The following is a 14,877-nucleotide window of genomic DNA, read 5'->3' as shown; positions in this document are numbered from 1 at the left end:
AAAACCTTCTCTAGAGATTACATATAAAAAACCCGTAACATCTCTTGTGAGATCTTTACTGGTTTTTTGGTGTTGTAATCCATCAAGCACCAAGTGGACTTGGCTTTTACAAGTACCTTATTGGTTTCCTTGTCCAAGATGTTTACCAATCTTTGTGAGGTTACATGAGTATGTTCGCCTACAAAAGTTTGAATTATTAATTCATCATCCAAGAAAGCTTGTTGTTTATAATCTATCTCGTGACGAATCACGACCCAGAAACAGGTGTTCAATATTTCTTCTGAAGCTCGTTTTTCCCAATGTTCTTTTGCAATATCTTGGATCCATTGGACATACTGAACGTTATTTACATGCTTCAGTTCATCTAGATCTGAAGCTTTTACAGTGATAGTTTTTTCAAAGATTTCGGGAGTACCACTCATTTTTTAATTATTTCAATTTCAAATAATTTATCCCAGTTCTTCCCAGTGACATACAATTTCTTAGTATTTGGGTTATAAGCGATCCCATTCAAAACATCTAACTTAGGATGCTGACTTACCTTATCTCTTAAGCCTTTAAAGTTAATAATTCCCTCTATAGCCCCATTCGTGGGATTAATGATGGCAACTCCATCTTTTTGATAGGTGTTTGCGTAAATTTTCCCTTCTACCCATTCCAATTCATTCAATTGCGTAGAGATAGAATTATTTGTGGTGGGTTGTATAAAAGTTTCTTCAGCTAAAGTTTCTGAATTTAAGATCCAGATCTTTTCGGTTCCGTCGCTCTTGTAGAATTGTTTACCATCATTGCACAAGCCCCAGCCTTCTTTACTATTATTATATTTGAAAGAACCTGTTTTTTTGAGGTTCTCAAGGTTATAAATAAGTCCTTCTCCTTCTTTCCAGGTAAGTTGATAAATATTACCATTAAGAATAGATAAACCTTCTCCGAAATATTGATCGGATAATTCTGTTTTTTCAAAAACTTCCCCAGTTCTAAAATCTACTTTTCTCAATGTTGAAGTACCATATTGTCCCGTACTTTCATATAAAGTATCATTAAAAAACTCTAAGCCTTGAGTATAGGCTCCCACATCATGAGGGTAGGTGTTTATAATGTTATATGTGTATATCTCAGGGGCAGTATTATTAAAAATTTTAAAGTCAATTTGAAGACTGTCCGTTGCTCCTTCAGAAAAAACAATTGCGTTGATCTTCTGATTTCCTAGTTTTTCAAAATTTAAAGGAATTTCTAATTCGGGAGCAGCTGTTACAGTTCCCAATAATTGGTATTCAAAATAAAAGGAAGTAGAATCTATTTTTTTGTTTTTAGGATTCTGAATACACACTTTTACTGTTTCACCTACCTCAAATTCGGCTTTAGATCTCACAAAACTGAGAGAAAAATCACTTTTATTTTTATCGGAATTGCTTCCGCAGGAAATAAATAAAACATTTAAAATAAACAGTAACAGGAACTTAGCTTTCTTCATGAAAATATTGGTATTTGCTTTGGGCTAATTTAATTAATTCAATTTAAAAAATCCTTGCAAAATGTAGTAAACATTGTATATTTGCAGCGGCAAGTCCCACACAACCAGCTCCTGCTGAATCCCCCAGGGCGGGAACGCAGCAAGGGTAAGTGGTCGTAGCGGTGTGATGTGGGTCGCTTGCCATTTTTTGTATCTGATATTTAAATTTTATCGCATCTTTGTGATCATGAAAACAGATACTTCCCCACAAATTGTTCTTATTACAGGAGGCTCTTCCGGAATTGGAAAATCCATAGGAGAATTCTTGATGTCCAATAATTTTAGGGTCTACGGAACAAGTAGAAATCCAAATCCGACTCAATCAACTTCCTTTCCTCTTTTGGCATTAGATGTTACTAAGAATGAAACTATCATTTCAGCTATTTCTGAATTGATAGATAAAGAAGGAAAAATAGATATTCTAATTAATAATGCAGGGATCGGAATCACAGGTCCTATTGAAGAAACTCCTGAAGAAGAGATCAAAAAAGCATTCGATACCAATTATTTTGGTCCTTTGAATGTTACAAAAGCCGTACTGCCTAAAATGCGAGAACAAGGTGGAGGACTTATAATTAATATTACTTCTATTGCGGGATATATGGGATTGCCTTACCGCGGAATATATTCTGCAACCAAAGGAGCTCTAGAGTTAACTACAGAGGCTTTTAGAATGGAGCTAAAGAATTTTAATATCCATATGACCAATGTGGCTCCAGGCGATTTTGCAACCAATATTGCTGCTGGGAGATACCACGCTCCGGTTTTGGAGTCCTCTCCTTATAAAAAAGCGTATCAGAACACGTTGGATATTATGAATAAGCATGTAGATGAAGGTAAAGACCCAGAGCTTATGGCTAAAATGATCTTTAAAATTATAAATACTCCAAAGCCTAGAGGACATTATAAAGTTGGGGAACCTTTACAAAAATTCTCAATAGCTTTAAAGCGAATTCTTCCAGACAAATTATATGAGAAGATCTTGCTAAAGCATTATAAATTGTAATTTTGCAATGCGTAAATACAAGTATTAAACTTATTTAAACATAACACTATGAAATTTTTTATTGATACTGCAAACCTTGACCAGATAAGAGAAGCTCAAGAACTAGGGGTTTTAGATGGGGTTACCACAAATCCATCTCTCATGGCTAAGGAAGGAATTACAGGGAAGGATAATATATTTAAGCACTATAGAAAGATATGTGATATTGTAGATGGCGATGTTAGTGCGGAAGTTATTGCTACAGATTATGAAGGAATTATTAGAGAAGGTGAGGAATTAGCTGAATTGCACGAACAGATTATAGTAAAAGTTCCTATGATTAAAGATGGTATAAAAGCCATTAAATATTTTAGCGACAAAGGAATTAAAACAAATTGCACATTGGTGTTTTCTGCAGGGCAAGCTTTATTAGCTGCTAAAGCGGGAGCAACTTATGTTTCTCCATTTATTGGGAGATTAGATGATATTTCTACAGATGGTTTAAATCTTATTTCAGAAATCAGATTGATCTACGATAATTACGAATTTGAGACTCAAATCTTGGCAGCTTCAGTAAGACATACTATGCATGTTATAGATTGTGCAAAACTAGGAGCAGATGTAATGACAGGGCCATTGTCGTCTATAGAAGGATTGCTAAATCATCCACTTACAGATATTGGACTGGCTAAATTCCTTGAAGATTATAATAAAGGGAATTAATTATAAACATATTTTAACATAAAAAAGCCTGATCATTAATTTGATCAGGCTTTTTTATTTTTCTTACAAGATGAAATTTGTTATTGCTGACTTATAAATTCTAAGATCTTATTTTCCAGGTCTGGAGTGTTTATTTGAAGATCTCCTCTTATAATAATACCCTTAGCATCCATGAAAATTAACTTATTCAAATAATTTTTAAGAAGGTTCTCATCTACCCGAATATTAGTGGCTTGAAATTGTAATTCAGGATCGAATGAATTGTTTTCAATAACTTTAATCCATTTATCAGTATCACCCATGTCTAGATTTATACCTATAAAATTCACTTCTGGATATTTAAATTGTAAATTCTCAATAATTTCCTGTTGCCATATGTAATGCGAAGGAGAAGAGCTCATCCACCTATAAGTGATTGTTGGTTTACGCGAAAAACTTTTAAGCTTAACAGTATCCTTCTTCGTATTTATATAAACCTTATCACCAAGGGAATTACCTGGTAAAAAATCTGATTGGATTTTAGCCATCTGAGCTATTCCTTTTTTCATGTTTCCGGAATAATCCATTTTTTTTAATAAATTTAAGATCAAATCTACATTTTCTTCTTTTTGGGAATAAATGATTCCTTGTGAGGCTAATCTGTCTAAAAATGTATTCTTTATATTTTTATTCTGAATTAAGGAGTCTACTAATTCTATACGGGACCTTATATTTTCGAAACTATTTAAATTAGTGCAATTTTTATCGTTTGGTTTGTTTTTAGCGCAATCTTCTAAAGTTTTTGTTCTTAAAAAATCATCTATAAAATTTAAATAAACATATGAATCTTCCAAAATAGGATCATTAAATGAAACATTTTTTCTATAATCATGAAAATCTGATGGGATCTTATCTACTAAGCTCGGGTTGTATTTTCTAATTAGAAATGCGTAGCGTTCTCTAAGATCGTAATACTCATAGTTAATACTTGAATTTGCAATTTTATAAAAATCTTGCGAAACCTCATATTTTTCTTCAAGATCAATCAGTTTTTGCTTTCTATGGGCTCTAATAGAATCTGTTTTCTTAGCAAATTCCGAAGGATCAGATTTATAGTAAGATAAAATAAGATCGTTATCTTGTTGATTAAGGAGATATAAATTGGTAAGAAAATTGCTTTTCTCAGAACCTTTTCCGCTGAAATTCAAAGATTCATCGAACTCTAGAGTATTAAGCCATACTAAAGTACTATCTCCTGGCTCTAAATATATTATCTGATTTTCTGGCGGATGTCTAAAAACATATAAGCCTGCTTCTATGTCTTTTAGATTTCCTTCAAATCTATTATTCTTATCTAATCGCAGTGTATCAATATTTATGTTATTCCTAGAAATAACAACGTACTCACTACTGGGATTGGCTATTTGGCCTTTTATATAAACCTCCTTAGAAGTTTTGTTTTCCTTGTCGCAGGAGAGAAAAAACAAAGAAATAATTAGTAAAAGAGGTAATTTTAATTTCATTTGGGGTAATTCTTGCTTGTTTTTTTAAGCAGATAGAGTATGAATTGCTACAAATATAGATTTTGAGATATTTGCTTCATGTTAACCACTCGTTAAAAGGATTAATTAAAACGTTAATGTTTTATCACGTGGACAATAATGGTTATTTTTGCAAAAATTTCAGAAAGAAAACGTAAGAATATGCTATCAGTTTCTAATTTATCGGTTCAATTTGGCAAGCGTATATTATTCGATGAAGTAAACACAGCCTTTACTCAGGGTAATATTTACGGAATCATTGGAGCTAATGGTGCCGGAAAATCTACTTTTTTAAACATCCTTTCAGGAAAAATTGATCCTACAAGCGGTCACGTCCATTTGGAGCCAGGAAAGAGAATGTCTGTTTTAGAGCAGAACCACAATTTATATGATGAAACCTCGGTGCTGGAAACGGTAATTATAGGGAATAAGCCATTGCATAAAATTAAAAATGAAATGGATGCCATTTATGCCAAAGAAGATTTTAATGATGCAGATGGAGAAAGAGTAGGGATATTGCAAGTAGAATTCGAAGAGATGAATGGCTGGAATGCAGATAGTGACGCAGCCGCCTTACTTTCTAATTTAGGGATTAAAGCAAATCATCATTATACATTAATGAAGGATCTGGATGGAAAACAAAAAGTGAGGATCTTATTAGCTCAGGCTTTATTTGGTAATCCAGATGTGCTTATTATGGATGAGCCTACCAACGACCTGGATTACGAAACTATTTTATGGTTAGAGAATTTTTTAGCAAATTACGAAAACACTGTAATCGTAGTTTCTCACGATAGGCACTTTTTAGATGCAGTGTGTACCCATATTTCTGATATAGATTTTAGTAAAATAAATCATTTTAGTGGAAACTATACTTTCTGGTACGAATCTTCTCAGTTAGCAGCAAGACAACGCTCACAACAAAATAAGAAAGCCGAAGAAAAGAAAAAAGAGCTAGAAGAGTTTATTCGAAGATTTAGCGCAAACGTAGCAAAATCTAAGCAAGCGACTTCTCGTAAAAAAATGATAGATAAGCTAAATATAGAAGGTATTAAACCTTCAAGTAGAAGATATCCTGCTATTATTTTTGAAAGAGAACGTGAGGCGGGAGATCAAATATTAAATATTGAAGGTTTAGAAGCATCTATTGATGGAGAGGTGATTTTCAAAAATGTAGATATCAACCTGAAAAAGGGAGATAAGGTCGTTATTTATTCTAAAGATTCTAGAGCAACTACTGCGTTTTATGAGATCCTAAATGGGAAACAAAAAGCAGACGCAGGTACTTTCAATTGGGGAGTAACTACTTCTCATTCTTATTTGCCTTTAGATAACGCAGAGTTTTTTGATAACAATTACACCTTAGTAGATTGGTTGAGACAATGGGCTAAGACCGAAGAAGAGAGAGAGGAAGTTTATATTAGAGGATTCCTTGGTAAGATGATCTTTAGTGGAGAAGAAGCCTTAAAAACTTCGAGAGTGTTATCTGGAGGAGAGAAAGTAAGATGCATGTTGAGTAGAATGATGATGATGCGTGCGAACGTTCTAATGCTAGATGAGCCTACAAACCACTTGGATCTTGAATCTATTACCACTTTTAATAATTCCTTAAAAAACTTTAAGGGTACAGTATTGTTTACTACTCATGATCATGAATTTGCGGAAACAGTTGCAAATAGAGTGATAGAATTAACCCCTTCTGGAGTAATAGACAGACATATGACCTTTGATGAGTATATGGAAGATAAAAAGATCAAAGAGCAACGCGATAAAATGTATGCTGTAGTAGCATAATTACAGATCTCAAAATATTATAAAAGCCCTAAAAAACATTGTTTTTTGGGCTTTTATTTATTTAGATCCTTTGTAATATTTATAGAGATCATAGATTCCAAAGGCTATAAAGCCTATAGCAATAACATATCCAAAAGTGTTTTCTTCTTGATTAGTAGTAGCAGTAAGAGTGTATAATTTATAACACCCATATATAAAAAATAGAATTCCTAATACTAGGTGCCAAATATTTCGATTTTCAGGGATGCTATTCTCCATCCTTAAAATCTTTTGGAAATGTGGATTTTGCAATCTCCAAAGCTTCTTTTAGATGTGAGCTTAGCACAAATAATTGAACTTGTCCTGGTAATCCTCCGCCAAATCCGGCTCTAAGGCCAGAATCAAAATCATTTCTTACTCTATTAGATAAACCTGCTTTATTAAAAATTTCCTGTAAATATTGGACATTTGTTTCTGGTCCAGTATATACATGTTCGTAACCTTGATCTTCACTCATTATTTAAAATTTAGAAAAACTAAGTTAGTTATAGAAATCTAAATAAGTAGAGATTTAATTTTTTTTATACCACTAGGTGTAAAGTTTCACTACAATGTTGATGGCATTTCATCCCTTTCGGGGTTTTCTTTGAAGGCGTAGCCGAAAAAGAAAACCCCGAAAGGGTCAGATAAAAAAGTTGATTATTTTTGTTTTACCACAAATAAAAATAATTATGCAACAAATCTATCATTTCAATGCCACTACGAATATAAATATTCGTACCCAAATTCAAACCAATTCTGCTACAAATTCCGAATTGGCATCAAGGTTCAACGTTTCCAAACAAACTATTTCAAAATGGAAAAACAGGGATTTCGTCCAAGATGTTTCCTGTGCGCCCCATAACATTATATATGCTTTGACCGATTTGGAAAAAGCGCTTGCCATAAGTTTGAGGAGTTCCACGTGGCTACCCATTGATGAGGTCTGGGAATCTTTGTTGGAGGGTAACCCGGCAATTTCAAGAAGTTCTGTCTACCGTTGTTTTGTGAAGGAAAACATCAATAAAGTACCTCAGGAAAAGAGGGATATTGCCAAAAAATTCAAAGCCTACAAACCAGGGTACCTACATATAGATGTAACCTATTTGCCCAAATTCGAGGGGCAATCATATTATTTATTTGTGGCAATAGATAGGGCCACCAGGACTATGTTTTATGAGGTCTATGAAAACAAAAAGGCTGAGAGCACAGAAGATTTCATGGACAAATGCCTGGATTTCTTTCCGGTCTATATCAGTCATATCTTAACCGACAATGGACTTGAATTCACCAACAGGCTTATTATGTCCAAAAAAGGAAAACTTTGTGACAAGCCTTCTAAAATGGATGTGAAATGCATGAAGAACAACATTGAACATAGGCTTACAAAACCAGCAACACCAAAAACGAACGGTATGGTGGAAAGAGCCAACGGAACGATTAAAAACAATACCATCCTAAAAATAAAATATCAAAACAAACAGCAGATGGGGAAGGATATGATGGAGTTCCTGTGCTACTATAATTTGTACAGGAGGCATGGTTCTTTGAGAAAAGAACTTAATGTGAAAACTCCTTTTCAAGCAGTTGAAAAATGGTACAAAATAGAACCTGAATTATTTAAAACAACACCCAATGAATTTAAAAATAAAATCCTAAGTTTACAATCTGATCTTAATCAACTTCCATCAACAACCTTGTGAAACTCGACAACTAGGCATTATAAAATTTACTTCTCCATATGGCTTCACTAAAATTCTTGCCTTTTTTAAAACCAAAATATATAGCCAATCCAGCAATCCATTTGAACATAAACAAAAAGATCACTAAAAATTCTGTAGTTGTCTGTTTCTGGCTAAACATACCCTCAGGGACAAGAGTGGTAAGAAAAAAACTAACTACCAATAAAAGTAAAATAAAGTTTTCTAGATTTTTAAAAGGCCACATCATTAGTTTCCTAAAAGGATGTAGGTCTTTTCCCCAAGAATGGATCAAATAGTAATATTGGTTTCCTATAGGTGCAAATAGCAAGGGGTCATCTGCGTTCTTCAGTTTGAATAGCTTTGCAGGCGCCATTATTTTAAAACCTTCCAACTTGGTTTCATGAATTTTTTCTAAGTGCTTTATTTTAGAGATCGCTTCATAAGGTAGTTCAGATTTAAATAAGGAACTGTTCAAAAATCGCAATCTGTAATCTATGCATATCTTTTCGATATCGGAAAGGTGATAAATTTTTGAAGTTTCTAAGAAATCGAATTTTAAAGAATTAGATTCGGTTTCAATTCCTTCAGTAATATTTTTTAGAATTAGATCATCTTTAATTTGTTCTCGATCAAATATCTCTTGTACTTCTTCCAATAAATGTTGTTCAGAAATTCTTTTATTTCTGTTTTGTAGAATTTTATCAGGAATATGAGTGCCTTGCAGTTCCATTTTTAAAATAATTAGTTTACTCTAATTTAGTTCTTTAGAGGATAAATAACAACGTATCTGTAAAATTTAGGAGTTGTGGAATGTAAATATAGGTTTGGTTCTATAATTACGATTGATATTTATAATTTTCGCTTGTTTTCTCTGGATTTTATGTTTCATGAAAACTATCTGTCGCTCATAAGAATCTAGACAGGCTCTAGTTTTCTCCATTAATAATCCCTAAATTTATGTGATAAATTTTTTTGTGTGCTTTAATTTGAAAGCAAAAAAAGAGTTTTATAAATATGTAAGAAAGTTCAACAAGTTTCGGTAATCAAAATCCTATGGTTTTAATATAATTACCTCTAAAAAAGAAATATTTGTAAAGAAAAAAATTTTAGGAATACCACTAGTAATAATTTAGAAAAAATAGTTGCCTTTATTATTCGTTACAGTCTTGTTATTATTTTAATGTGGATAGGAGGACTAAAATTCACAATGTATGAGGCAGAAGGAATTAAACCCTTAATAGAAAATAGTGGGCTTCTGTCTTGGGGTTATAGTTTGATGAGTGTACAAGGGTTTTCTATATTAATAGGTATTACAGAAATTGTTTTCGGCTTGATCAAAGTCTTATATTCTCTAGCACCAAAACTTTCTGTTTTGGGTAGCTATGGAGTTATAATAATGGCTATTGTTACACTTAGTTATATATTAAATACCGCTGCTGGTGCCATATGGCAAGACGGAAGTGGCTTTCCATTTCTATCTCCTATGCTAGGTCAATTTTTATTGAAAGATATGTTATTGTTGGGAGCAGCTATATTTACTGCGGGAGAAACTAGAAATATAACAAAGAGACTAAATCTATAGTTTTTCTATTATTCCTTGGTGATAAGTCCAAAAATAATTGAAAACATTGATGTACTCTAAGTTTTAAATATTAAAGGATTCTGGATAATATAAAACGAAGATATTTTATTATGTACATGAGAGAATTATTTTATAAAGATTAAGTGATTTAGAGAAGAACATTTTTCTTATGTTCTTGTTAATAAGAGTAGTATAGATATAAATTAAAATTTAACGCAAGACAGATTTAGAAATCAACTTCAAAATAAAAACTATGAAACAATTAGCCTTATTTAGTTTACTATGTTTACTTATTTCCTGCCAGGAAACATCAAAAAAGCAAGAGTTCAAGGAGGAGAAGTCTACAACTTCTTCGAATCAAGAAATGACTGATAACCGATATCCGGAGGATTTTGCTAAAGTGCTTGAGGCACATGGCGGAATTGAACAATGGAATAATGGAAAAACATTAAAATTCACTATTGGTGATGGAAGTGAATCTCAACAGCATATCGTTGATTTGAAGAATAGAATGGACAAAACAGTGACTACGGATTATGAAATAGGCTATGATGGTAATAATGCTTGGGTACTCAACAAAAATGGAAATTACAAAGGGAATGCCATTTTTATGCATAATCTAATGTTCTATTTTTATGCTATGCCATTTGTACTGGCAGATCAAGATGCGAATTATTCTAAAGCAGAGGATAAAGAAATTAATGGAAATAATTATCATGGTTTAAAAATTACTTTTGATTCTGGTGTGGGTGCTTCCTCTAGTGATGAATATTATTTGTATTATAATCCAGAAACATACAAAATGGCTTGGCTTTCCTACAAAGCAACTTTTGGATCGGACAAAAAACCAGAATGGCCTAACTATATTAGTTATGACAAATGGTCCGAGGTAGACGGGATATTTTTACCTACATCCATAGCCTGGTATAATGTTGATAAAGGTGAGGTGAAAGAGGAAAAGAATAGGGTCGATTTTAATACTATAAGTGTCTCCAATGAGGCGCAACCAGAAAATTTTTATTCCGTACCTGCAAATGCCACAGTGGTTGAAAGTAAACAGTAATATTTCGATCAATTTTAGAGGCTAAGCTAATAGATAAATAGCCTCTCAAATCTTTAGGAATTAATTTATAGAAAAGGTTATTGAAGATGTTTCAATAATTTTTTCTGTATTTATTTATTGAAATGATTCAGGCACCTTCAATATGACCTAGCAATAGTTGTGAAGAATTGAATTTAGGTGTACAAGTGCGAAAATGATTTTACTATTTATTAAATGAAAAGTTTTTTCTAGAATTATAAAATCATAAAAAAAAGCCTTATTTCTATTATAGAAATAAGGCTTTTTACTTTGCTTCTTTTATTTATCTTAGTTCTGCTTGCAGTTCTTTCTCAAAGCGTTGTTGAAGTTTACTCATAATCTTATCTACTTGTTTATCTGTAAGTGTATTGTTTTCATCTTGAAATTTAAAACTTACGGCATAACTTTTTTTACCTTCTGGTAAATTATCTCCCATATATACATCAAACAAATTCACCGATTGCAATAAGCGTTTTTCTGTTTGCTTTGCTATATCTTCTATTTGTTTATAGTTTATAGAATTATCAATTAACAATGCGAAATCTCTACGAACGGCAGGAAATTTTGGAATTGCAGCGAATTTTGTTTTCTGATTTTTTGCGGTTTCTTGTACTAGATCCCAATTAAAATCGGCAAATAATACTTCTTGTTGGATTCCAAAATGTTTTAGAATAGATTTCTTGATCACTCCAAATTCTACCAATTTCGCTTTCCCGGAGCTTATGGAAATTCCTTCAGAAAAAACATCAGATTTCACCTCTCCTGTTTTAATTGAATTGATCCCTAATCTTTCCAAAACACGCTCTATAGTTCCTTTTGTGTAAAAGAAATTTCCGCTATTATTTTCAGTATTCCAACCTTCAGAAAACTTGTCGCCAGTAACAAAAAGGCTAAGGTGTTTATTTTCTATTCTTCCACTTTCATAATTATGGTAGGTTTTACCAAATTCAAATAACTTTAGATCTGCCTGCTTTCTATTAATATTGTAGTTCACTGCCTCTAATCCAGAAAACAGCAAGGATTGTCTCATAACTGAAAGATCCTGACTCAAAGGATTCAGCATTACCACATTCTGTTCTTCCTTTAACTGCTCAGATAATTTTATATATGCTGGAGTAGTTAAAGAATTTGCCATAGTTTCAAAGAAACCTTGTCCTACCAACTGATTGGCAATTAGATTTTGAAGCTTATAATCTTCAAATTTTCCTGAATTAGCTATAGAAGCATTAAGCTTAGTTCCAGATTCAATATTGTTATATCCGTAAATTCTTAATATTTCTTCAATAACATCAGATTCTCTTTGAACATCTACCCTGTAAGAAGGAATGGTAAGACCCATTCCTGTTTCGGTAATATTGTTCACTCGAATTTCCAAAGAAGCTAAAATAGACTTGATAGTTTCTTCAGCTAAGTTTTGCCCAATAAGTTTGTTAACTTTTTCGAAGGTCAAGAACACTTGAAAATCTTCTGTTTTTTTGAAATAAAGATCATCTATATCACTGGTGATTTCACCTCCGGCAACCTCTTTAATTAGAATGGCAACTCTTTTTAAAGCATATTCCGTCATGTTAGGGTCTATCCCGCGTTCAAACCTAAAGGAGGCATCTGTATTCAAACCGTGTCTTTTAGCAGTTTTACGGACACTTACAGGATTAAAATAGGCGCTTTCTATAAATAATTTGGTTGTGCTTTGTGAAACACCGCTGCTTATGCCGCCAAATACACCTGCAATACATAAAGGTTTTTCTGCATCACAAATCATTAGATCTTCGGCATGCAGTTCTCTTTCAACTTCGTCTAATGTGGTAAATTTTGTTCCAGCTTTTAATGTCTTTACATGAATCTCGTTTCCGGCGATCATTTCAGCATCAAAAGCGTGTAAAGGTTGCCCCAACTCATGCATTACGTAGTTGGTTGCATCTACAATATTGTTTTTAGGATTTATCCCGATCGCTTTTAATCTATTTTGAAGCCATTGCGGCGAATCTGAAACTTTGATCCCAGAAATTGTTACTCCACAATATCTTGGTGCCAAATTAGAATCTTCTACCTGAATAGGTATCCTTAAACTTCTACTATCCACATGAAAACCACTTACAGATGGAGTTATAAGCTCTAAGCTTAAGGCTTGTTGTTGGTAACCTGCTTTTAGATCTCTAGCAACACCCCAATGACTCATGGCATCCGCACGATTTGGAGTTAGCCCAATTTCAAATACTTGATCATTTTCAATTTCGAAGATCTTTGCTACTGGCATTCCGGGGATAAGGTCTTTCTTCAAAACCATGATCCCGTCATGACTGCTTCCTAAGCCTAGTTCGCTCTCAGAACAAACCATCCCGTGACTGGCTTCTCCTCTAATCTTTCCTTTCTTGATCTCCCAAGCTTCTCCTTTATCATCATAAAGCGTAGTACCAATAGTTGCAACGGGTACATTTTGACCAGCTGCAATATTAGGTGCGCCACATACTATCTGCAAGGCTTCTCCATTTCCAACGTCTATCTTACATAGTTGTAATCTATCTGCGTTTGGATGTGGAATGCAACTTAAAACATGTCCTGTAACAATACCTTCTAATGCTCCTTTGATACTTTGGAAGTTAGTGATACCTTCTACTTCAAGACCTAGGTCTGTTAGTAAATGTCCGGTTTCTTCAGGGTTATCGGGAAGTTTAATAAATTGTTTAAGCCAGTTATATGAAATTTTCATCGAATAGGTTTTTCAAGCTGCAAAGATAGTATTACCAAAGGTATTGACATAATAACAAAATTATTTTTTAATGGTATTTGTGGCAAAAAAGAAAGGAGGTGTTGCCACCTCCTTTTATGAACTTTTATAAAATTCTGTTCAATCACTTAGATTTGCTGAAATTTTGAACCATTACTTTTTCCCAGTTATTGGAATCTTCTGCTTGCTCAAAAACAACCCATTCTACAGCGCCATCGTTTTTCATTATCTCATGCTTCATCTTATGTTCTTTTCCTTTTCTATCTACATAAGATTCTATTAATTCCGTCTTATTATTTCCCAGATCCTTTACTTTTATGTGTGACATGCTAATTCCCAAGGGGTCTGAGGTGTTTAAAAATGCCATATCGTATTGATCTTCTATGGCATCATAAACAACTATACGCTTCCATACTACTTCATCATTCTGATTTGTAAAGTTGAGGGTTAATATATTACCGCTTTCATCATAACTAGCAGTGCTGTACAATTTGTTTTTATTTGCTATTTTATCATTATCATATCTGGTTATATCTACATCGCTTTTGCCATCTAAAAATTCAAACACTCTATGCTTGTTATCCAATTTTGCGAGTTTTGCTTTGGATGCACCAAATATCTGCTGATCAAGATCAGTTTCACCTTTTTCTGCTAAATCAACAGATTTTTTGAGATTTTTCTTAGCCTCTTCCTTATTTCCCATTTCTAATAAAAGATCTGCGTAGGAATCATATGGATTAGCTTGGTCGTTGTATTCTGCAATTTGAGCTTCAAACACCATTTTAGCGGCATCTAAATCTTGGTCTTCTAACATCAAAGTATAACCTAGGACATTTAAAGGTTCTTCAAATCCGGTATAACTTTTGTCGGAATTTAGTTCTTCATACATTTTAAGGCTTTGCTCAATACCATTCGCTTTATATTCTGTGTGTAATTTATCTGATAAATTTGGTTCAGATTTTTCTTGTCCTAGAACTAAAGGACTCAGGCTTATAAGCAATACGCCTATAAACCACTTAAGGTTTAAATGTGCTTTCATAATTTTAATTTAATATTAGTATTACAATATTATTGGGAGGAGAAATTGAACTCAATACTATGAATTGGGGATTTTAAAATTAATTAGGGCAGGAATTGCGATTACTATTTATGTAAACCGCAGGGGCTTAAAGTTACGAAATTAGTTTCAATAATCTAATAATCAGCATTTAAGAAATATATCATGCCGGT

14 protein-coding genes and 1 other RNA gene are annotated in these 14,877 nt (G+C 33.1%); 7 read left to right on the top strand and 8 right to left on the bottom strand.

Features of this window, described 5'->3' with window-relative positions; all coding sequences use genetic code 11:
• Positions 1–17: 17 nt before the first annotated feature.
• Together H033_RS0115725 and H033_RS0115720 are read right to left on the bottom strand one after the other, a co-directional pair.
• Positions 18–422 (bottom strand): acyl-CoA thioesterase, encoded by a 405-nt coding sequence (locus tag H033_RS0115725; protein WP_026839168.1) that lies wholly within the window; start codon positions 420–422, stop codon positions 18–20.
• The gene (locus H033_RS0115720; RefSeq protein WP_026839167.1) at positions 419–1,474 is read right to left on the bottom strand and encodes a glutaminyl-peptide cyclotransferase; all 1,056 of its coding nucleotides are present in this window, start codon (positions 1,472–1,474) and stop codon (positions 419–421) included. Before H033_RS0115720 ends, H033_RS0115725 begins: the two co-directional genes overlap by 4 nt.
• 87 nt (positions 1,475–1,561) lie before the next feature.
• On the opposite strand from H033_RS0115720, the gene ffs reads away from it, so the two are divergent.
• The 3 genes from ffs (at position 1,562) to fsa (ending at position 3,221) form a co-directional block, all read left to right on the top strand.
• Positions 1,562–1,660, top strand: an RNA gene (gene ffs, locus H033_RS21405) — signal recognition particle sRNA small type.
• A 40-nt stretch (positions 1,661–1,700) separates the two neighbouring features.
• Positions 1,701–2,519 (top strand): SDR family oxidoreductase, encoded by an 819-nt coding sequence (locus tag H033_RS0115715; protein ID WP_026839166.1) that lies wholly within the window; start codon positions 1,701–1,703, stop codon positions 2,517–2,519.
• Positions 2,520–2,567: 48 nt separating this feature from the next.
• Complete coding sequence (gene fsa, locus H033_RS0115710; RefSeq protein ID WP_026839165.1) at positions 2,568–3,221, top strand: fructose-6-phosphate aldolase; 654 nt, start codon at positions 2,568–2,570, stop codon at positions 3,219–3,221.
• 80 nt (positions 3,222–3,301) lie between these two features.
• Here the strand turns inward: fsa and H033_RS0115705 are convergent, their stop codons facing one another.
• On the bottom strand, positions 3,302–4,723 hold the full coding sequence (locus H033_RS0115705) for a hypothetical protein (RefSeq protein ID WP_026839164.1): 1,422 nt from the start codon (positions 4,721–4,723) through the stop codon (positions 3,302–3,304).
• 180 nt (positions 4,724–4,903) lie between these two features.
• Here H033_RS0115705 and H033_RS0115700 point away from each other — a divergent pair, with 180 nt between their 5' ends.
• The gene (locus H033_RS0115700) at positions 4,904–6,535 is read left to right on the top strand and encodes an ABC-F family ATP-binding cassette domain-containing protein (protein WP_026839163.1); all 1,632 of its coding nucleotides are present in this window, start codon (positions 4,904–4,906) and stop codon (positions 6,533–6,535) included.
• 57 nt (positions 6,536–6,592) lie between these two features.
• On the opposite strand, the gene H033_RS0115695 is transcribed toward H033_RS0115700, so the two are convergent.
• Both H033_RS0115695 and H033_RS0115690 read right to left on the bottom strand, forming a co-directional pair.
• Positions 6,593–6,793, bottom strand: coding sequence for a hypothetical protein (locus H033_RS0115695; RefSeq protein ID WP_026839162.1), 201 nt, complete (start codon positions 6,791–6,793; stop codon positions 6,593–6,595).
• Positions 6,783–7,031, bottom strand: coding sequence for a DUF2007 domain-containing protein (locus H033_RS0115690; RefSeq protein WP_026839161.1), 249 nt, complete (start codon positions 7,029–7,031; stop codon positions 6,783–6,785). Before H033_RS0115690 ends, H033_RS0115695 begins: the two co-directional genes overlap by 11 nt.
• A gap of 214 nt (positions 7,032–7,245) precedes the next feature.
• Between H033_RS0115690 and H033_RS0115685 the strand changes: the two genes are divergently transcribed.
• Complete coding sequence (locus H033_RS0115685) at positions 7,246–8,256, top strand: DDE-type integrase/transposase/recombinase (protein WP_026839160.1); 1,011 nt, start codon at positions 7,246–7,248, stop codon at positions 8,254–8,256.
• A gap of 10 nt (positions 8,257–8,266) precedes the next feature.
• Here the strand turns inward: H033_RS0115685 and H033_RS0115680 are convergent, their stop codons facing one another.
• Complete coding sequence (locus tag H033_RS0115680) at positions 8,267–8,986, bottom strand: hypothetical protein (RefSeq protein ID WP_026839159.1); 720 nt, start codon at positions 8,984–8,986, stop codon at positions 8,267–8,269.
• 357 nt (positions 8,987–9,343) lie between these two features.
• Between H033_RS0115680 and H033_RS20430 the strand changes: the two genes are divergently transcribed.
• Together H033_RS20430 and H033_RS0115670 are read left to right on the top strand one after the other, a co-directional pair.
• Positions 9,344–9,838 carry a YkgB family protein gene (locus H033_RS20430; protein WP_034886426.1) on the top strand — a complete coding sequence of 165 codons (495 nt, stop codon included), beginning with the start codon at positions 9,344–9,346 and terminating at the stop codon, positions 9,836–9,838.
• 253 nt (positions 9,839–10,091) lie between these two features.
• Entirely contained in the window at positions 10,092–10,901 is an 810-nt protein-coding gene (locus tag H033_RS0115670) for a DUF6503 family protein (protein WP_026839158.1), read from the top strand.
• Between the two features lie 301 nt (positions 10,902–11,202).
• Here H033_RS0115670 and pheT read toward each other — a convergent pair whose 3' ends face one another.
• Entirely contained in the window at positions 11,203–13,629 is a 2,427-nt protein-coding gene (gene pheT, locus H033_RS0115665; RefSeq protein ID WP_026839157.1) for a phenylalanine--tRNA ligase subunit beta, read from the bottom strand.
• Positions 13,630–13,771: 142 nt separating this feature from the next.
• Positions 13,772–14,686: a tetratricopeptide repeat protein gene (locus H033_RS0115660; RefSeq protein ID WP_026839156.1), complete on the bottom strand. Its 915-nt coding sequence runs from the start codon at positions 14,684–14,686 to the stop codon at positions 13,772–13,774.
• Between the last annotated feature and the right edge of the window lie 191 nt (positions 14,687–14,877).

It is taken from the genome of Gillisia sp. JM1, from assembly GCF_000424645.1.
Taxonomy (GTDB): Bacteria; Bacteroidota; Bacteroidia; order Flavobacteriales; family Flavobacteriaceae; genus Gillisia.
Note: the sequence above shows the minus strand (reverse complement) of the source record. Positions and strands in the feature narration are given on the sequence as shown.

Bases quoted from the DNA above. Each gene is read 5' to 3' on its own strand.
- fsa (WP_026839165.1), top strand. From the start codon at position 2,568: ATGAAATTTTTTATTGATACTGCAAACCTTGACCAGATAAGAGAAGCT.
- H033_RS0115720 (WP_026839167.1), bottom strand. From the start codon at position 1,474: ATGAAGAAAGCTAAGTTCCTGTTACTGTTTATTTTAAATGTTTTATTT.
- H033_RS0115705 (WP_026839164.1), bottom strand. From the start codon at position 4,723: ATGAAATTAAAATTACCTCTTTTACTAATTATTTCTTTGTTTTTTCTC.
- H033_RS0115660 (WP_026839156.1), bottom strand. From the start codon at position 14,686: ATGAAAGCACATTTAAACCTTAAGTGGTTTATAGGCGTATTGCTTATA.
- H033_RS0115680 (WP_026839159.1), bottom strand. From the start codon at position 8,986: ATGGAACTGCAAGGCACTCATATTCCTGATAAAATTCTACAAAACAGA.
- H033_RS0115725 (WP_026839168.1), bottom strand. From the start codon at position 422: ATGAGTGGTACTCCCGAAATCTTTGAAAAAACTATCACTGTAAAAGCT.
- H033_RS0115685 (WP_026839160.1), top strand. From the start codon at position 7,246: ATGCAACAAATCTATCATTTCAATGCCACTACGAATATAAATATTCGT.
- H033_RS0115690 (WP_026839161.1), bottom strand. From the start codon at position 7,031: ATGAGTGAAGATCAAGGTTACGAACATGTATATACTGGACCAGAAACA.
- H033_RS0115695 (WP_026839162.1), bottom strand. From the start codon at position 6,793: ATGGAGAATAGCATCCCTGAAAATCGAAATATTTGGCACCTAGTATTA.
- H033_RS0115715 (WP_026839166.1), top strand. From the start codon at position 1,701: ATGAAAACAGATACTTCCCCACAAATTGTTCTTATTACAGGAGGCTCT.
- H033_RS0115670 (WP_026839158.1), top strand. From the start codon at position 10,092: ATGAAACAATTAGCCTTATTTAGTTTACTATGTTTACTTATTTCCTGC.
- H033_RS0115700 (WP_026839163.1), top strand. From the start codon at position 4,904: ATGCTATCAGTTTCTAATTTATCGGTTCAATTTGGCAAGCGTATATTA.
- pheT (WP_026839157.1), bottom strand. From the start codon at position 13,629: ATGAAAATTTCATATAACTGGCTTAAACAATTTATTAAACTTCCCGAT.